Source organism: Niallia sp. M35, assembly GCF_050971705.1.
GTDB classification, from domain to species: domain Bacteria; phylum Bacillota; class Bacilli; order Bacillales; family Cytobacillaceae; genus Niallia; species Niallia circulans_A.
Map to the genome: position 1 here is coordinate 48,623 of NZ_JBPCEP010000008.1, position 18,883 is coordinate 67,505.

The window sequence follows — 18,883 nt, forward strand, 5'->3', positions numbered from 1 at the left end:
TATAAATGAATAAAGCAAAATATACGGCCCTAATTAATCAATTGTCAGACCGAGACTTAATAAAAAATGTGTATATAACACAATTTATTCTCCTTATTGTCGCTTTCATACTGTATACTTTTATTTTTCAATCGAAACCTCCGTTAACAACAGTATTTAAGTATGAACAGACAGATTTTATCATTGGTTTAATAGCAGGATTAGCAATAACAGGAATAGATATATTCTTGATGATACGATTTTCTAAACATTACCACGATGATGGTGGCGTGAATAAGCGAGTCTTTCAAAATAGGAATCCTTTTCATATTGCATTCATAGCATTAATGGTAGCATTTAGTGAAGAAATACTATTTAGAGGAGTAATCCAGACGAATTTAGGACTGCTGCTAAGTTGTCTCCTTTTTGCTATGATGCATTACCGCTATTTATTTAATCCTTTTTTATTTATGAATGTCATATTGGTAAGTTTTGTTATCGGTATCTTATTTGAAGTAACAGAAAATCTCTGGGTGACAGTGATTATGCATTTTCTTATTGATTTCCTACTCGGTTGTATTATTCGATTTAAATTATTTCAAAAGAGTTGAGTATATCAAGGGAAATGTCTATGGAATAACCGCTCCTTTTAGTTGGGGATTTTATGGGGAATTGTAAGGATGGGATGTTTATGAAAAAAGAGGATCCATATAGAGTTCAGGCAGAATTACAGAAACAAAGATTAAAGAAAGTGACAAGTGATGAAGAAGTACCAGTTACAGAGGAAAGAGAAGAATCTTCCCTCCCATCAAGAAGTACTGTTCACAAAAATAAGAAGAAAAAAATAAAGATACCAATTATTAGCTTGTTAGCATTTTTATTTATTTTACTACCAGTAGCTTTATTATTAATATTAAATGGTAAAGATATTTCCAATCTTTTATCAACAGAGAATACTTCAGGAGTATTTGAAAATGTAAATATTCAAAAAGGGTACTCACCTAATAATAAAACAACACCTGACGATAGTGACAATAATCAAGACGAACTTGTAATTGAAAGTAATTCAACAGTGAAAAAAGAAGAAATTCCTGCAGATAAATTCAAAGAAAAAGCTGATGAAAATGTAAAAGAAAAAGAAAAGAAAAAAGAAGCAGAGAAACAAAAAGAACAAAAAGAACAAAAAGAAGAAAAGCAACGTTCAGAGAAAAAGGTAGAAAATGAGCCGAAGCAAAAAGAAGAGGAATCAAGTCAAACAAATCCTAATGAAAAAATTGTGTACCATACAGTAGCAAAGGGTGAAAATTTATATCGAATAGCTTTAAAATATTATCCCAATGGAGATGGTATGGGGAAAATCAAAGCAGCCAATAATATGACAACAGATCAAGTGCAATTAGGGCAAACGCTAAAAATTATCATGGAACCATAATAACTTATTCTAACTTGTCCTTCCTCCACATATAGTTAAGTAAAGGTGTTGGAATTATTGTTTATACATACAACGCTTGGTAAATCAGACTTGATGTGCTATTTAAAGGAGGAAGTGACTTTGGAACGATCAATCTTCCCTGAAAGATATGATTTGGATGGAACGACGAAAAAGGTTCTCCTAAAAATCATTGAGAAAAAGAAAAAATATGATAAATTAAAAAATCGGCATTTGTTTATTATGTGGTTTACTATTTTTGCGTCATTTTGTTATTTTATTTGGTTGTATAAACATATAGCTATCCCATATTCTCATTCATTTGCAGTCATGTTTTCTGTATATGTAGAAGAGAGTGCAAATTTATATCTCTTATTTCTGTTGATTGGAGCATTTGGGTATATGAATGTCATGAGACAAAAAAGAGACAAAGCAGAAAAGGAATACCATGACTTACGCTGTGAATTTATTGATAAAAGCAAAGATTTATTCGGAAATAGTGAGACTTGGAATGTTCGGCATGAAATTTATAATACAATCAAAGAATCATATGACATCAATTTATTCCATCAAGCGAAGTGACAATTAGTTAGGTGGGAAGATTACATATCCTCTTACTTGTTTAAATATCTGCTTTATATCTTATATCTATAAGTAGTTAAGTTGAAAAAGCGGAAATATAATTAAATAGATAATACTCAGTTCCAGCACAAAAAATAATTATTAGGAAAAACGGAGCAGACTAAAATACACGTAGACTCTTATGGGAGCTTGCGAGAAAGTCCCCGCAGGAACGCAGAGGAAAATTGGCGCTCGTCTCTTGGAAAGCGAAGTGTATTCAGTCTGCTTATAATGACTATATGAATAAAAAGTTGAAACAGTCATACGAAATATTGTTGGTATATCTAAGCATTTCTCTCTGAATGGAAAACTTGTGACCCTGCACTGTATTTATATAAAGAAAACACTAAAATATCTTCCGTTGGGCACGATCTTCTTTAATAATTTCTACTGCTTCTCTAAATCGTTGCGAGTGGACGATTTCTCTTTGTCTTAGAAAACGAAGGCTATCATTTAAATCTGTGTCATCACTCATATTAATAATCCATTGATAAGTAGCTCTCGCCTTTTCTTCAGCTGCTATATCTTCATACAGATCTGCGATGGGATCTCCTTTAGCTTGTATGTACGTTGCTGTCCAAGGATTTCCAGCAGCATCATGGTAGAATAAGGCGTGGTCATGATTGACATAATGGTCACCAAGTCCAGCAGCTTTTAGCTGATCTGGAGTGGCATCTTTTGTCAGTTTATAGATCATAGTCGCAATCATTTCTAAATGAGCAAATTCTTCTGTTCCTATATCTGTTAATAACCCAATAACCCGATCAGGTATGGAGTACCGCTGATTTAAGTATCTTAATGCTGCTGCTAGTTCTCCGTCTGCCCCGCCATATTGCTCAATCAAAAATCTAGCAAGCATAGGATTACAAGTACTTACTTTAACAGGATATTGTAATTTTTTTTCGTATATCCACATATGGTTTCATTCTCCTTTATCGCAAAATTATTTAGAAACATATTTTTTATACTTGCCAAGGCCAAGGAGCAGCATCCCAATCCCATGGGGAACCAGATGGGCTATTTCCAAATTGTAATAAAGGTCCAAAATTATTTTCATATATTTTTTTGAATTTTTCTCTTTCTTTTACATAATGGTTAAATTGATTTATGGCATCTTGATCATAATGATGAGTATCTAAATATAAAGTAAGTTCAACTAATACAAAGTCTACAGCTTGAAGCTGTTCTAATAATTGATAATATTCTGGTGGCAACTGCTTCATTGACTTTTCACTCCCTTTTCGTTTTTTCATATGGGCTGAAGTATGGGTCATAAAATGCCTTCCATAAGGTTCCTGCTTTTAATGCTTCCATAGGACTAAATTGGGGCAGATGTGGTGGCTGAAAACCTAAAAATAAATTAGGCGGTGTGGAAAAAACCTTTGTTTTTATGGGGGGGCAAGGATCAAATGGACTGATATAAGGGTGATATTCTCTATAAAATGAAGACATAGAATTCCCTCCTTTTTTTTAATTTACTTTACATCTTATGTTGAAAGATTTAGTTACATGCTTGCTTTTAATAAAGCAGCAAATTGGTTTTGGTTTAAGTATGAATAGATGAAGGGAAGGAAAAAGAGAAGCTGAAATTCTTGAGTAAATAACTTATCATTCGGAGCTGTATAGATGGGAAGTGAATATAGAAAAATTTTCTTGAAAATGGTATTTCGTGTAAGAGATGTATTAAAATATAAACATTATCCTTATTCAGATGGAGAAAGTTAGGGGGACTTTATGATATATGTACTTGTTGGATTTGTTTTGCTTGTTTTGGTAGGGATTGCTTTAATTTTACATATGAGAAAAATGGCAAATGAGAACCATGTTAAATATGAAATGTTTTATTTTCCTAATTTCCCTGCTTCCTTCCGTGAAATCACTCTTTTCTTTATTTCAGATATTCATAGAAGATCAATTGATGATTCTGTTATTAACGAGGCGGTGAATGAAGCTGAGATAGTGATAATAGGTGGAGATCTTTTAGAGAAGGGAGTAAAGTTGGAGAAGACACGTGACAATTTGCGGAAGTTAAAAAAAATCGGGCCTGTTTATTTTGTCTGGGGAAATAATGACTATGAGATAGACCGAGATGTTTTGGAGACTTTATTAATAGATGAAGGTATTATTTTATTGAATAATAAAGCAATAACTTTTCAATCTGCAGATGGGGAAAGCTGGTCCTTAGTCGGTATCGAAGATTATTCATTAGAATATGATGATTTAGAAAAAGCGTTAGAGGAAGTGGAGGATAGTGATTTTAAAATATTAGTCAGTCACAATCCGAAAATAGTGGAAAAGATGGAAGAGAATGAGCAGATTTCCTTAGTGTTAAGTGGCCATACCCATGGTGGCCAAATTCGAATTTTGGGATTTGGTCCATACGAATTAGGAGGAACGAAAGTAATTGGAAATACAACTATATTTGTCAGTAATGGATATGGCACGACAAGCATTCCATTAAGGCTCGGCGCACATCCAGAAACACATATTATCAAAATTCAACATAAACAAATGGATAAATAAATTTCCAACATGGATGATGATTTGGCCAACATTTCTTTTTGAATGCTTGGCTTTTATATATCATCCTCCACTTTGTAATATTACTCACCGATTCCTGCTTTCTTTCATAAACTGAACTAAGAGTTTTTTCAAGGAGCAGGCAGGAGGCGTAGTCATGCGTTTGGAGAGATTAAATAGCAACAGAATTAAAATCCATCTGACCACAGATGATTTGTATGAACGTGGATTGACCAAGGAAGATATATGGAAAGACTCGATAAAGTGGCAGTATTTTTTTCATGAAATGTTAGAAGAAGCAAATGACATATTTGATATGGAGATACACGGATCGGTAGCAGTTGAGATATTTTCCATGAAAGCACAAGGAATGGTAATGATCTTAACAATAAGTGAAAATGAATTGGATACGGAAGAATTATTATCAGAGGGCTTTTTAGAGATGCAAGTGACGGTAGAAGAAACAGTGGATATATTATATGAGTTTACTGATATAGAATATGTAATTGATGCGGTAAAACAGTTAGAGCAAAATAATTTTAAGGGTGGTTCTTTATATAATTTAAATGAAAGGTATTATTTATGTTTTGTCGATATTTCTTCATTTAAGGAAGAACAAATTATCGCTATTCTAAGTGAATTTGGAGAAGCGAGTTTAAAAAGTATATATGTTATTGAAGAATATGGGAATGTCATCAAAAAGGATAATGCCATTGAAACATTAGTACATTTTTTTTAATCAGCCATTTTCAAGGTAGAACAATTCCAATTTTTGAAGTTAATCTCAGATAACGGGGATATAGGAACTTCGACGGAGTTTGGAATTATCTATCTTTTTTTGTGTGTTTAAAGGGGATTTTGTACATAAAAATTTCTTAGTTGATGATTGGTAAAACTTGTTGAAAGTGTTAAAATGGAATGGGGAAGATACATAATAGTATTTCACCACTAGATTTTTGTTTAGCCTCAGGAAAAGCTGTATGGGAAAGTGTAGAAGAAAAAGGAATTAATGATAATTAAATGAGGGTGAGGTAGGACAAAGAATCGTTTAATTGAATATACTGATACTAGCAATGGGGAAAAAACAGTTTATCACAGTAAAAAAAGAATATATTATGGAATGAAAGCCTTCTGAAAGGAAGGGATTCGTATAAATCTAAATAAGTAAATAAATGATCTTGCATAATGTAAGTAAAAGTGTATACTGTGCTTAGAATTAGCAAATAAAATTGTATTTATGTTTTGCATTCTATTGAAGCTAAATAATTATTCTTATAAAGAAGAACTGCAGTGGATAACTACAAGTAGTTTTTTAGGAGGATTTATTAATGGTAGCCAACAAATCTAATGAGAAGAATCATGTAGAAGAGCAACACGATGTTTTGAAATCAACACAAACAGTAATTCATAAAGCTTTAAATAAACTTGGATATTCAGATGAAGTTTATGAATTATTAAAAGAGCCGATTCGAATGATGACAGTCAAAATTCCAGTACGGATGGATGATGGGACTGTAAAAATCTTCACAGGCTACCGCGCTCAACACAATGATGCCGTGGGACCAACAAAAGGAGGAATTCGTTTTCATCCTAATGTTACGGAAACAGAAGTGAAAGCACTTTCTATTTGGATGAGTCTAAAATGTGGAATCGTTGATCTTCCATATGGTGGCGGAAAAGGAGGCATTATCTGTGATCCACGTGATATGTCTTTTCGTGAATTAGAAAGATTAAGCAGGGGATATGTACGAGCAATCAGCCAAATTGTTGGACCAACTAAAGATATTCCAGCTCCAGATGTTTTTACTAATTCACAGATTATGGCATGGATGATGGACGAGTATAGCCGAATTGATGAATTTAACTCCCCTGGATTTATCACAGGAAAACCACTTGTATTAGGTGGTTCACAAGGAAGAGAAACTGCAACGGCTAAAGGTGTTACTATCTGTATACGAGAAGCTGCAAAAAGAAGAGGGATAGAGATAGAAGGAGCGCGTGTCGTCGTACAGGGATTTGGGAATGCGGGTAGCTTTTTGGCTAAATTTATGCATGATGCTGGAGCGAAGGTAATTGGTATTTCGGATGCATACGGTGCTTTACATGATCCTGAAGGATTAGATATTGACTATTTACTAGATAGACGAGATAGTTTTGGCACTGTTACAAACTTATTTAATAATACCATCTCAAATAAAGAATTATTGGAGTTGGATTGCGATATTTTAGTACCTGCTGCGATAGAAAATCAAATCACAGAACATAATGCAGATAATATTAAAGCAAGTATTGTTGTAGAAGCGGCGAACGGACCAACTACATTAGAAGCTACTCGTATTTTAACAGAAAGAGGAATTTTATTAGTTCCAGATGTATTAGCTTCAGCTGGCGGAGTAACTGTTTCTTATTTTGAATGGGTCCAAAATAATCAAGGGTATTATTGGACAGAGGAAGAAGTGGAAGAAAGACTGGAAAAAGTAATGAGTAAGTCCTTTAAAAACATTTATGATACTGCCAAAATACGTCGAGTTGATATGAGGCTGGCAGCATATATGGTGGGGGTTAGAAAAATGGCGGAAGCATCTAGATTCCGTGGTTGGATATAAATTTGATTAAATCTATTGCTGATTTTACAAAAATCTCCTATCCTTATAGGTAGGGGATTTTTTATATTGGACCTTTTTTGAGGGACGCCTTTTCGATTATGAATCATCTAATAGCTAAAAAAGAATGCATGATAGTAAAGCAAGGATTTTTTTAGAAGGGGCTAACCTTTTTGTAAAATGTTAGGAGTGACTATGTTGAAACGAGAAGAAGCAATTATCATTGGTGCTGGTCCCTGTGGTTTAGCAGCAGGGATCGCTTTAAAGGAAATAAATATAAATCCGTTAATCATTGAAAAAGGAAATGTTGTAAATGCCATACATGGTTATCCTACTCATCAAACTTTTTTCAGTACAAGTGAAAAGCTGGAGATTGGGGAAGTCGCCTTTTTAACAGAACAATATAAACCAAATCGGAATCAAGCATTAGTCTATTATCGCGAAGTGGTTAAAAGAAAAGATCTTCGTATCCATGCATATGAAGAAGTATTAGACGTTCAGAGAACAGACGGAACAGACGGACAGGAGTTTATTGTAAAAACGAAAAAAGAGGAGTATATCGCTCCTTATGTTATTGTTGCTACTGGTTATTATGATCATCCCAATTATATGAATGTTCCAGGCGAAGACATGGATAAAGTAATGCATTATTTTAAAGAGGCACACCCTTATTTTAATCATGATGTCGCAGTAATTGGCGGGAAAAATTCAAGTGTGGATGCTGCGATCGAGCTAGTAAAAGCTGGTGCAAGAGTAACAGTTTTATATAGAGGGAGCGAATATTCCACTAGTATCAAACCGTGGATTTTACCAGAATTCGAGTCTTTAGTCCGCAAAGGAATTATTAAAATGGAATTCCATGCAAATATTGTCGAAATAAAAGAGGGATCTCTTCTGTATGAAGTAAATGGAAAGCTTCATGAAATAAAAAATGACTTTGTTTTTGCAATGACCGGCTATCATCCTGATCATGCATTTTTGAAAAAAATGGGCATTGAAATTGAGAAAGAAACAGGAAGACCTGTATTTGATTCGGAAACTATGGAAACAAATGTGGAAGGAATATTTATTGCTGGGGTAATTGCTGCTGGAAATAATGCGAATGAAATCTTTATTGAAAATGGTAGATTTCATGGTGCGCAAATCGCAAAGGCTATCCAAGAAAAAAATAAATGAGACCGTGCAACTCTTCTATAGGGGAAAAGGGGAAATAAAATGTTGGCGATTTTTTCAGCCGGACTTGCACCAGGTTTAGCGTTATTAAGCTATTTTTATTTAAAAGACCAATACGGTTCTGAGCCAATATCACTTGTTATGCGGTCTTTTATTACAGGGGCACTTCTTGTGTTTCCTATAATGTTTATCCAATATGTTATTCAAGCTGAGAATGTCATTCCAGAGGGAATTTGGAGTTCCTTGCTTACCACAAGCTTATTGGAAGAATTTTTTAAATGGTTTATTGTTTTTTATACAGCGGTGAAGCATGCTGATTTCGATGAGCCTTACGATGGTATAGTCTATGGGGTTGCCGTGTCCTTAGGATTTGCTACGATGGAGAATATTTTGTATTTAGTGGCAAATGGACTAGAGTATGCAATCGGAAGAGCCTTGCTTCCTGTATCTAGTCATGCCCTTTTCGGGGTTATTATGGGTTATTATTTTGGAAAAGGTAAATTTATTGTTCCTAGAGGGAAATGGCTTGTCTATTCCTTGCTTGTTCCTTTTCTGCTTCACGCTATATATGATTATATTGTCTCTTTAGAGAAAAATTGGCTTATCTTCATCACCCCTTTTATGTTTTATTTATGGTGGTTAGGCCTTAGAAAGGTGAAAAGTGCTAGAGAACTAAGTAGCGAACCTATTCGAAAAATGACGGGAACCTAAATAAGAATAACGTAAAGGATATATTTACCATGAAGAAAGAGGAATGGTTAAAATCCTCTTTGGAATAAGCATTTATAACATCTAGCATGTAAGAAAGAAGAGTGATGTCATTCACTCTTCTTTTTTTTTGTATAAAAAACCAATTGCTACAAAAAATACAGTTAATGTTAATAGTAATTAGTTATGGGGGTAATAAGCATGAATAAAAAGTTTTTACTCACAAAAATATCAATCAGCCTTTTTGTTATGTCAGGACTACTAGTATTTCCTTTCGCTGAACAAAAAGTACATGCTTTTTCCAATCAGGTTATTCAGCATGGAGCGGTAGGAGATGATGTTATTGAATTGCAATCAAGACTTCAATATGTAGGATATTATAATGGGAAGATTGATGGAGTATTTGGTTGGCAAACTTATTGGGCACTAAGGAACTTTCAATATGAATACGGTTTGCCGATTGATGGATTAGCCGGTACGAAAACGAAAAATAAGTTAGCAAGTGCAACAAAATACAATGAGCAATTTGTCAAGGAACAGATAAATCGCGGGAAAAAGTTCTCTCATTATGGAGGAGTAGATTTAGAAAAGCAAAAAATGCCTTCTTCGAACAAAAGCAAAGCAAAAAAGCAAAATGATACAGCACAAAAGAAAACAAATAATAACGATCAAGCATCAAAACAAAAAAATGCAGCTGGAAACAACAATACGACTAATAAAAGCAGTAATCAAGGGGCAACTAATAACGACAATGCTCCCCAAAATACTACTAATACAAATGGCGGAGAAAATACAACGGGGAAAAAACCAACTGCAGCTAATGTTCCAAATGGTTTTTCACAAAATGATATTCAATTAATGGCAAATGCTGTATATGGTGAAGCAAGAGGAGAGCCATATGTAGGACAGGTAGCTGTAGCATCAGTAATTTTAAACAGAGTTAATAGTTCAACATTTCCAAATACCGTATCAGGCGTAATCTTTGAGCCGCGTGCCTTTACAGCAGTTGCAGACGGACAGATTTGGTTAACGCCAAATGAACAAGCAAAAGAGGCAGTTCTAGATGCAATAAATGGGTGGGATCCTACTGGAAATGCTCTGTATTACTTTAATCCAGATACAGCAACAAGTGGATGGATCTGGGGTCGACCACAAATTAAACAAATAGGTAAGCATATATTCTGTAAATAGTGGGGTGAGACAATGTTAAGAGGAATATTAATAGGAGTATTAACACTCGGTGTCGCAGGGGTGGCCTTTTGGGGCTATCAAGAACATAAAGAGAAAAATGCTGTATTATTAAACGCAGAGAATAACTACCAGAGAGCTTTTCATGATTTAACTTATCAAGTAGACCTACTTCATGATCAAATCGGGACAACTTTAGCAATGAATTCACAAGAATCTCTGTCTCCTGCATTGGCAGAAGTATGGCGAATTACTTCAGAAGCCCATTCAGATGTAGGTCAATTACCATTGACATTATTACCATTTAATAAAACAGAAGAGTTTTTAGCGAATATCGGAGATTTTAGTTATCGGACAGCAGTCAGAGATTTAAATAAAGAACCGTTATCGGATGAGGAATCCAAAACGTTAACAAAGCTGTATAAAGATGCAGCAGACATTCAAGATGAATTACGAAACGTGCAGCATTTGGTACTAGAAAATAATCTTCGCTGGATGGATGTTGAAATGGCATTAGCTACCGATAAACAATTGGATAACACCATTATAGATGGGTTAAAAACGGTAGAAGATAAAGTAGAAGGTTATCAGGAAACAAGCTTTGGTGTGACAAATGTAAATATGGAAAAGAAAGATGAAAACTTTAAAAATTTAAAAGGCAAGACAATAACAGAAAAAGAAGCAAAAGAAATCGCAAAAGAATTTGCAGATTTTAAAAATCCTGTTGATGTAAAAGTTACAGGAAATGGTAAAGGATCAAACTATGGTTTTTATAGTGTTTCTCTTAAAGAAAAGGGAACAAATGTAGAAGCTAGCATGGATATCACGAAAAAAGGCGGATATCCAATATGGTCAATTGTTTCTCGAGAAGTTAAGAAAGATAAAATAAGTCTAAATGAAGCAAGTAATCAAGCAGTTGAATTTTTAAAAGAACATAAATTTAAAAATCTAGCGTTATTTGAAAGTATGCAGTATGAAAATATTGGTGTGTTTAATTTTGTCACTGAAATAGATGGAGTGAAGATTTATCCAGATAGTGTCAAAATGAAGGTTGCATTGGATAATGGAAATATCATTGGTTTTGCAGCAGAGGATTATTTAAAGGCAAATAAAGAAAGAGAAATAAAAGATCCGGTTATTTCCAAACAAGATGCACGAAAAAAAATTAATAAACAAGTAAAAATAATGGATGATGGATTGGCAATCATCTTAAATGACATGAATGAAGAAGTATTATGTTATGAATTTATCGGGACATTAGGTGAAGACACTTATCGAATTTATATAAATGCTGATAATGGAGTGGAAGAGAAGGTAGAGAAGTTAAAAAATGCTGAACCTGTATATGAAGAAGTTGTGTAATTAGAAAAGAGCTGTCAACAAACTTTAATAAAAGTCTGTTGACAGTTTTTTAATTATAGGTACATAGAATTAGAATTACTGTGTTGTTAATGATGGAATGGACGGTATTGCCAAATATAAAACATTCATGCAATAATGATACATAAAAGTAGGTATTTTGGTATAAATAACTGGATTCGAACGTTAGGTCTTTAGGTCTACTTAAGATTTTCTAAACGAACTACATAATTTATATAGAAAAAATAAGATCAGTAGCATTAAAACGTTTATATAAATAGGAAGGAAAGTGTGAGATAAAGTGATTTCAATAGGAGACACATTAGTCATTGAACCGATTCATGGCGAAACAAAAGTAGAACAGTATAAAAGTCGTATTTTAGGAGTCGAGGAGAAATCAATCAGTATTGAATATCCAATTCACCTTGAAACAAACAAGCTTGTTTTTCTCATGAATGGAGCTCAGTTAAGGATTAACTTTGTAACAAACGAAGGTAATGCTTATTTATTTCATTCAGAAGTTATCGGTAGGAAAAAAGAGAATAATGTTCCCCTGCTAATCCTTTCGCTACCTCCTGATGATCAAATGATTAAGATTCAGCGAAGACAATTTGTAAGGATTGAAACAAGTGTTGATATGGCTATCCATCCTTTCGAGAAAGAGAACAATTTAGAACCATTTACAACTGTTTCTCTGGATTTTAGTGCAGGCGGAGCTGCGGTAATAGTTCCGAAACATATAAAACTTCAGCAAAATAGTAAAATTAAAGTTTCAGTAGTCTTACCTTTACAAAATGGTGAGTATAATTATCTACATTTATCTGCGAAAATAAAAAAAATCTTCGAATACAACGAACAGAACTATAAAATGGCTATCGAATTTTTGGACGTCGATCCCGTTGATCGACAATCCATGCTAAGATTCAGCTTTGACCGTCAACTATCACTGAAAAAGAAAGGGCTTGAAATTTGAATAAAGGCATGCATTTACTCCGATACTATTCCTATAATCTAAATATTACATGAGTCTAGCTTTGTTTATAAGAGCAGTAGAAAAAGGAGTTGCATGGAGTGAAAACGGTTGAAAGAATTTTATTAAAGATTATCGCCCTTCAAATTGTCTTTTTTATTATTGGGCAAATGCTTCATACTTGGGATTTTATACCGGAAATAAGAACAATCACTCAATATGAAGGTGTCATGGATTCGAATTTTGTCTCCTTTCTTGAGACCTTCGGTAGATAAGGATGATTATTCATAAATTGTCCTATCCAAAGAGATAGATAAAAGAGAGGATTTAATGATAAAAAATCGAAAGAATATGTTAAAATAAAAGAAAGTGAAGCCGTAAAAGCAAAGCTTTCTCTCCGTATTATTAATGTTGTTTCTCTTTTGTTAATGGGACTAGCTATGATTTCCCATTCCTTTTAGAGGAGAAATAGAATAGGAGAATTTTTTAATAAGTTAATTGGTATATTTGAGCCAGTAGTTCAGGAGGATTTATGGAAAAGAAAATTAGCATTGCAATTGATGGACCTGCAGCAGCAGGAAAAAGTACTGTTGCAAAGATTGTTGCGGAACAATTAGGATACATTTATATTGACACAGGTGCTATGTATAGAGCATTGACCTTTAAAGCAATTAATCATCATTTAAATTTAGAAGATGAAAAAAGTTTAATAAATATGTTAAATGAAACAGTTATTGAGCTTTTCCCAGGTGAACATGGTCAACTAATTTTTTTAGATAACAATGATGTCACAAAGGAAATTCGTTCAAGTGAAGTAACAAACTCTGTTTCCATTGTTTCTAAACATAAGCTCGTAAGGGAAGAAATGGTAAGAAGACAACAAATGTTTGCTGTAAACGGCGGGGTGGTAATGGATGGTAGAGATATTGGTACCCATGTGATTCCGACCGCTGAAGTAAAGGTCTTCCTTTTAGCTTCTGTTGATGAAAGAGCAATTAGAAGACATAAAGAGAATGTATCAAAAGGTTATCATTCAGACTTAGAACAGTTAAAACGAGAAATTGCTGCAAGAGATAAATTAGACTCAGAACGTGAAATTGCTCCATTGAAGAAGGCGGACGATGCGATTGAATTGGACACAACTTCTTTATCCATAAATGAGGTAGTCGAAAAAATTATGGAGCTAACTAGAGAAAAAATAAGTAATTAATGAAAACGAAAGCAAAAATCACTTAATCTTTCAAACTAGTCTAGTGTTTCTTACTTGACAAAAAAAGAAGTTTGTAAGAACTTTAAAGAGAAGGTTTCTTATAAATCGTATGCATGATTAATTTATTTTCGGTTGCCTAAACATTCTTTCGAGAATGTTTAGGCGCTATAGAGTCGAAGGAGGAGTACATATGTCTGAGGAATTAAATGATGTAGTTGTAAATAATTATACTGTCGGAGACGTAGTAAGTGGTCAGATTACGAAAGTGGAAGAGAAACAGGTGATTGTTGCAATCAGCGACAGTAAACTCGATGGGATTATACCAATAAGTGAATTATCTAGCCTTCACATTGAAAAAGCGAGTGATGTAGTAGCTGAAGGAGACAAACTTGAGTTAGAAGTAATTAAAGTGGAAGAAGATGCTCTGGTTTTGTCAAAAAGAAAAGTGGATGCGGAAAAAGCATGGGATCAGCTTGAAGAGAAGTTTAATTCTGGCGAAGTGTTCGAAGCAGAAGTAAAAGACGTCGTAAAAGGCGGACTTGTGGTTGATCTTGGTGTCAGAGGCTTTGTTCCTGCTTCCTTAGTAGAAGCTCATTATGTAGAAGATTTTTCTGATTACAAAGGGAAGATCATTTCTTTTAAAATTGTAGAATTGGAAAAAGACAAGAGTCGCCTTATATTATCCCACCGTGCAGTTGTTGAGGAAGAGAAAAATAAACAAAAACAAAACCTCCTTGACTCAATTGAAGTTGGCGAAACACTTACAGGTACCGTGCAAAGAATTACAGATTTTGGTGCTTTTGTTGATTTAGGCGGAATTGATGGATTAGTTCATATTTCTCAATTATCTCATGATCATATTTCTAGTCCGACAGATGTAGTTCAAGAAGGGCAAGAAGTAAAGGTGAAAGTATTAAGTGTTGATCGTAATAATGATCGTATCTCTTTATCTATTAAAGAAACACAACCAGGACCGTGGGCAGACATTGCAGCGCGTGCTGAAAAAGGTAGTGTTCTAGATGGAACTGTAAAACGTATTGTTTCCTATGGTGCTTTTGTTGAAGTATTCCCAGGGGTTGAAGGTCTTGTTCATATATCTCAAATTGCCCATAAGCATATTGGAACACCTCACGAAGTATTAAAAGAAGGACAAGAAGTCCAAGTAAAAGTTTTAGATGTGAATGAAGAAGAACAACGCCTTTCTTTAAGTATTAAAGAATTAACAGAAAAAGAAATAGACGAAGAAGAAGTATATGAACTTCCTGAAGAATCAAAAGGTTTCCAATTAGGAGATATGATTGGTGAGCAATTGAAAAAGTTAAAAAATTAATGTTATATAATCAAGAGGTGGCCATTTTGGCTACCTCTTTGTCTTTTTACTTATTATCGTTTAGTAATCTTCCTTCTTCTGGACTTTGTAAGCGAGTGGAACCATTATAATGAAGTGCTTGATCGCGATCAGATTCTACTCTGTTACTATTTTTTAATTTTTTTTCCTGTCTATCTTTACCCATTTACAATGCCTCCTGTTTTTCATTTCCATTATAAAATGGATGTCTCCTTCTTTTCTTTCATAGAAGTTCTTTTTATTATTCTTCCGTATGCAGAAAATACTTAATGAAAAAAATTCCTAAAAAAATTACCGAATAGTCCCTATGCCCTCTTCTATCTTTTTCGTTTAAATTACATAGTTCCGAGACATAATGGAAAAATAGAGGAGAGTGAGGATATGGAAGGATTAATCTTTTTATTCTGTACATGGTGTATCTGGATAATAACAACGTTTTTTATGGACAAAAATAATCCAAAGCGAACAAAATATTCTATTTATATATTAACAGCAATTATTTTAAGTCCTTACCAGTGGGAATGGCAAGGAAAAAGTTGCTCCATTTTGCTCCTAGTTGTGTTAATAATGTCGTTTTTTTATACAGGTACTTTGCGATGGAAGAACTGCATTTATACGATTGTTTCGTCTTTTTTTATGATGTTAGCTTATGTTACATATGAGTTAATGGCCATCATTGATCCTTTTTGGGTATTCATTCCGGGTGTATGGCTGAAAACAAGTATATTATTTACATTCCTTATCTTGGTGCACAAAAATATATCTTGCCAAATACTTGTTTTGCTGATTGGAAGTATTAATGGGGAGATAGTTTTAAGCTTCCTTTTAAGAAGCTATCAGATGGATTATTCCATTGGTTCAATGGCCTTTTTCGATTTTTTAACACTTGGTTTGCTAGGATTGATTTCTCTTTATTACCTAAAAATAACACTTGTTAGATGGGAAAATTATGTATTTTTGCTTGAAAAGGAGAGACAAAAAAACTTATGAGTAATTTCGTTTATCCAATTCTATTTGGAGTAATTGTTGGAACCTTGTTAAGGATGTTTATGCTGCGCACTGATTATAGACAATATCCGACTTATTTACATGGGAAAATCATTCATATAGCGTTAGGTTTTATTGCAGCAGGTTTAGGATCCGTAGCAATACCATCCATATTAAACAAAGATTTTACAGCAGTAACTTTCCTTACTGTTGCCGCCTCTCAATTTCGTGAAGTTAGAAATATGGAGAGAAATACGTTAACAGAACTAGATAGTTTTGAAATGGTACCAAGAGGAAAAACATATATCGAAGGAATCGCGATTGCTTTTGAAAGTAGAAATTATTTAGTAATGTTTGCTGGCTTAGTCAGCACGTTTGGTTATATTGTTTTCAACATATGGACAGGAATACTTGCAGCAATCATCTCGGTTGTCATAGCGAAGAAACTAATGTCTGGTGGTCAATTAAAGGATATAGTAGATATAGAATATGTTCAACCGACATTTAAAGGGGCTGGTTTACATATTGATACCATTTATATTATGAATATTGGGTTACCGGAGCGACAGAAAGAAGTGTTGAAATATGGGATGGGATTTATTCTCACACCAAAGAATTTTAATGCGAGAACTACCATTGCAAATTTAGGTCAAAGACAAGCAATTTTATATGATGTTACAACGGCTCTGGGTGTATACCGTGACTCCGGAACACCTGCGTTAGTACCTCTAGCTAAGAGAGACCTAGAAGATGGAAGAGTTGCTGTATTTGTGTTACCTCAAATACATAATGAAAAAAAGGCCATTCGTATCATTGGTGCAGTTCCAACTCTAGAAAATGCGATTCGCATGCCAAGTAAGCGTGAAGAAAGGGAGGATGAGTTAGAATGACTTTAGAGAAATACATTTTAGCCTCCATAACAACTAATCCAAATAAAGTTGCTCCAGGAACAGGTGTATTTTATTGCCAAGATACAAAGGAATTAGAAACAGTTGCGACTAATTTAGAAGCAATATTAGATGGGATTGCCCATAAAATCAGCGAGGAAGTTTTTATTATTGTAAAACATTAATTATCATAAGAGAGCTAGAAAAAAGTAAGGTTATGCAAAAGAAATATAGTTTTATGTTGCTAGGTTATCATCTCTTTGATAAACTATTTTAGTTAGGGGTCTACCTCTCAGTTTAAGGGTTAACCCCTATTTTACTATTTTTTGTTAAAGGGTATTACTTGAGCAAATCGATTATTGGTTTTGTTTTGAAGGAGAATTTTTTGAATTAGTGTTTATGACATACTCAAAACGAAGCTATAAAAACGGAAAGTACAAAAAAGCTTTAGTGCTTACGTTCATAAAAGAAATAAATAATCTAAGAAATGTTCTTTAACATCGTGATTACCTTAGGTTTATACTGCTAAGGAATCATGCTGCATGGATAGAATGATTATGTATATGAAGGGATGATAGCGATGGCGAAACCAGTTATTGCAATAGTTGGACGACCGAATGTTGGGAAATCTACTATCTTTAATCGGATAGTAGGAGAACGGATTTCTATTGTAGAAGATATACCAGGAGTAACGAGAGATCGTATCTATAGCTCGGCAGAATGGTTAAATCATGATTTTAACCTTATTGATACAGGAGGTATTGATATTGGGGATGAACCATTTTTAGACCAAATACGTATGCAGGCAGAAATTGCAATTGAGGAAGCAGATGTTATTATTTTTATAACAAACGGTCGTGAAGGTGTTACTTCCGCAGATGAAGAAGTGGCGAAGATTTTGTATAAAGCGAAAAAGCCTGTTGTGTTAGCTGTAAACAAAGTAGATAACCCAGATATGAGAGAACAAATTTATGATTTTTATTCATTAGGATTTGGAGAACCGTTTCCGATCTCTGGTTCACATGGTCTAGGACTTGGAGATTTATTGGATGAAGCTGCAAAGCATTTTCCTAAGCGTGATACAAAGGATTACGATGATGATGTTATTAAATTTTCGCTTATAGGAAGACCAAATGTTGGGAAATCTTCATTAGTGAATGCAATGTTAGGCGAAGACCGCGTAATCGTAAGTAATGTTGCAGGAACAACGCGTGATGCAATTGATTCCCAAGTAACGGTTAATGGTGAAGAATTCGTGATTATCGATACAGCTGGAATGAGAAAAAAAGGAAAAGTATATGAGTCTACAGAAAAATATAGTGTCCTTAGAGCATTACGAGCAATCGAAAGATCGGATGTTGTCTTAGTAGTTATTGATGGGGAAGAAGGCATTATTGAACAAGATAAAAAAATTGCTGGTTATGCTCATGAGGCAGGAAGAGCAGTTATTATTGTTGTAAATAAATGGGATGCAGTAGAAAAAGATGAAAAAACAATGAAAACCTTTGAACAAAATATAAGGGAGCATTTCTTATTCTTAGACTATGCACCAATTGTATTCTTATCTGCGAAAACAAAGAAACGTATTCATACTTTAATTCCGATGATTAAAGTTGCCAGTGAAAATCATACACGCCGAGTGGAAACAAGTGTGTTAAATGATGTTATAATGGATGCGGTTGCGATGAATCCAACTCCAACAGATAAAGGAAAAAGATTAAAAATATACTATACTACCCAAGTTGCAGTTGGACCGCCTACTTTTGTTGTTTTTGTAAATGATCCAGAATTGCTTCACTTTTCTTATGAGCGATTTTTAGAAAATCGGATTAGAGATGCCTTTGGTTTTGAAGGAACACCGATTAAAATATTTGCAAGAGAAAGAAAATAAAAGAGGTGTA

Annotated in this window: 22 protein-coding genes; 18 read left to right on the top strand and 4 right to left on the bottom strand. The window is 34.0% G+C overall.

The window, feature by feature from the left end; translation table 11 throughout:
• Positions 1-5 precede the first annotated feature (5 nt).
• The 3 genes from NiCM35_RS12190 to NiCM35_RS12200 all read left to right on the top strand — a co-directional run bounded on the left by NiCM35_RS12190 (position 6) and on the right by NiCM35_RS12200 (position 1,990).
• Positions 6-590 carry a CPBP family intramembrane glutamic endopeptidase gene (locus NiCM35_RS12190; RefSeq protein WP_095331791.1) on the top strand — a complete coding sequence of 195 codons (585 nt, stop codon included), beginning with the start codon at positions 6-8 and terminating at the stop codon, positions 588-590.
• Positions 591-670: 80 nt separating this feature from the next.
• On the top strand, positions 671-1,411 hold the full coding sequence (locus NiCM35_RS12195) for a LysM peptidoglycan-binding domain-containing protein (protein WP_163186165.1): 741 nt from the start codon (positions 671-673) through the stop codon (positions 1,409-1,411).
• Between the two features lie 114 nt (positions 1,412-1,525).
• Positions 1,526-1,990, top strand: coding sequence for a DUF2663 family protein (locus NiCM35_RS12200; protein WP_338068393.1), 465 nt, complete (start codon positions 1,526-1,528; stop codon positions 1,988-1,990).
• A gap of 385 nt (positions 1,991-2,375) precedes the next feature.
• Here the strand turns inward: NiCM35_RS12200 and NiCM35_RS12205 are convergent, their stop codons facing one another.
• Genes NiCM35_RS12205 through NiCM35_RS12215 form a run of 3 tightly spaced genes read right to left on the bottom strand, consistent with a single transcriptional unit; the run spans position 2,376 to position 3,481 of the window.
• A complete protein-coding gene (locus NiCM35_RS12205; RefSeq protein ID WP_095331797.1) occupies positions 2,376-2,945 on the bottom strand; it encodes a manganese catalase family protein in 570 nt (189 codons plus the stop codon).
• 46 nt (positions 2,946-2,991) lie between these two features.
• On the bottom strand, positions 2,992-3,252 hold the full coding sequence (locus NiCM35_RS12210; RefSeq protein WP_047940343.1) for a spore coat protein CotJB: 261 nt from the start codon (positions 3,250-3,252) through the stop codon (positions 2,992-2,994).
• A gap of 7 nt (positions 3,253-3,259) precedes the next feature.
• Entirely contained in the window at positions 3,260-3,481 is a 222-nt protein-coding gene (locus NiCM35_RS12215) for a spore coat associated protein CotJA (RefSeq protein WP_095331799.1), read from the bottom strand.
• 282 nt (positions 3,482-3,763) lie between these two features.
• Here NiCM35_RS12215 and NiCM35_RS12220 point away from each other — a divergent pair, with 282 nt between their 5' ends.
• From NiCM35_RS12220 to rpsA, 11 genes are all read left to right on the top strand, one after another.
• On the top strand, positions 3,764-4,552 hold the full coding sequence (locus NiCM35_RS12220; RefSeq protein ID WP_123257852.1) for a metallophosphoesterase: 789 nt from the start codon (positions 3,764-3,766) through the stop codon (positions 4,550-4,552).
• Positions 4,553-4,706: 154 nt separating this feature from the next.
• Positions 4,707-5,288 carry an adaptor protein MecA gene (locus NiCM35_RS12225; protein WP_095331803.1) on the top strand — a complete coding sequence of 194 codons (582 nt, stop codon included), beginning with the start codon at positions 4,707-4,709 and terminating at the stop codon, positions 5,286-5,288.
• Positions 5,289-5,877: 589 nt separating this feature from the next.
• A complete protein-coding gene (locus tag NiCM35_RS12230; protein ID WP_095331805.1) occupies positions 5,878-7,155 on the top strand; it encodes a Glu/Leu/Phe/Val family dehydrogenase in 1,278 nt (425 codons plus the stop codon).
• A 195-nt stretch (positions 7,156-7,350) separates the two neighbouring features.
• Entirely contained in the window at positions 7,351-8,328 is a 978-nt protein-coding gene (locus NiCM35_RS12235) for a YpdA family putative bacillithiol disulfide reductase (RefSeq protein ID WP_095331807.1), read from the top strand.
• Between the two features lie 39 nt (positions 8,329-8,367).
• The gene (prsW, locus tag NiCM35_RS12240) at positions 8,368-9,036 is read left to right on the top strand and encodes a glutamic-type intramembrane protease PrsW (RefSeq protein WP_095331809.1); all 669 of its coding nucleotides are present in this window, start codon (positions 8,368-8,370) and stop codon (positions 9,034-9,036) included.
• 246 nt (positions 9,037-9,282) lie between these two features.
• Positions 9,283-10,224: a spore cortex-lytic enzyme gene (gene sleB / locus NiCM35_RS12245; RefSeq protein WP_235850306.1), complete on the top strand. Its 942-nt coding sequence runs from the start codon at positions 9,283-9,285 to the stop codon at positions 10,222-10,224.
• Positions 10,225-10,236: 12 nt separating this feature from the next.
• Positions 10,237-11,583, top strand: coding sequence for a germination protein YpeB (ypeB, locus tag NiCM35_RS12250; protein ID WP_123257850.1), 1,347 nt, complete (start codon positions 10,237-10,239; stop codon positions 11,581-11,583).
• A gap of 298 nt (positions 11,584-11,881) precedes the next feature.
• Positions 11,882-12,553, top strand: a complete 672-nt coding sequence (locus tag NiCM35_RS12255; protein ID WP_095331815.1) for a flagellar brake protein — start codon at positions 11,882-11,884, stop codon at positions 12,551-12,553.
• 98 nt (positions 12,554-12,651) lie between these two features.
• Entirely contained in the window at positions 12,652-12,825 is a 174-nt protein-coding gene (locus NiCM35_RS12260) for a DUF5359 family protein (RefSeq protein WP_163186170.1), read from the top strand.
• 257 nt (positions 12,826-13,082) lie between these two features.
• Positions 13,083-13,760: a (d)CMP kinase gene (gene cmk, locus NiCM35_RS12265; RefSeq protein ID WP_095331817.1), complete on the top strand. Its 678-nt coding sequence runs from the start codon at positions 13,083-13,085 to the stop codon at positions 13,758-13,760.
• A 190-nt stretch (positions 13,761-13,950) separates the two neighbouring features.
• A complete protein-coding gene (rpsA, locus tag NiCM35_RS12270; RefSeq protein ID WP_095331819.1) occupies positions 13,951-15,090 on the top strand; it encodes a 30S ribosomal protein S1 in 1,140 nt (379 codons plus the stop codon).
• Between the two features lie 46 nt (positions 15,091-15,136).
• On the opposite strand, the gene NiCM35_RS12275 is transcribed toward rpsA, so the two are convergent.
• Positions 15,137-15,274 (bottom strand): YpzI family protein, encoded by a 138-nt coding sequence (locus tag NiCM35_RS12275; RefSeq protein ID WP_095331821.1) that lies wholly within the window; start codon positions 15,272-15,274, stop codon positions 15,137-15,139.
• A gap of 215 nt (positions 15,275-15,489) precedes the next feature.
• Between NiCM35_RS12275 and NiCM35_RS12280 the strand changes: the two genes are divergently transcribed.
• From NiCM35_RS12280 to der, 4 genes are all read left to right on the top strand, one after another.
• The gene (locus tag NiCM35_RS12280) at positions 15,490-16,098 is read left to right on the top strand and encodes a YphA family membrane protein (protein WP_163186173.1); all 609 of its coding nucleotides are present in this window, start codon (positions 15,490-15,492) and stop codon (positions 16,096-16,098) included.
• Positions 16,095-16,985 (top strand): YIEGIA family protein, encoded by an 891-nt coding sequence (locus NiCM35_RS12285; RefSeq protein ID WP_095331825.1) that lies wholly within the window; start codon positions 16,095-16,097, stop codon positions 16,983-16,985. Before NiCM35_RS12280 ends, NiCM35_RS12285 begins: the two co-directional genes overlap by 4 nt.
• The gene (locus tag NiCM35_RS12290) at positions 16,982-17,167 is read left to right on the top strand and encodes a capping complex subunit for YIEGIA (RefSeq protein ID WP_095331827.1); all 186 of its coding nucleotides are present in this window, start codon (positions 16,982-16,984) and stop codon (positions 17,165-17,167) included. Before NiCM35_RS12285 ends, NiCM35_RS12290 begins: the two co-directional genes overlap by 4 nt.
• A 395-nt stretch (positions 17,168-17,562) precedes the next feature.
• Positions 17,563-18,873, top strand: coding sequence for a ribosome biogenesis GTPase Der (gene der, locus NiCM35_RS12295; RefSeq protein WP_095331829.1), 1,311 nt, complete (start codon positions 17,563-17,565; stop codon positions 18,871-18,873).
• Positions 18,874-18,883 lie beyond the last annotated feature (10 nt).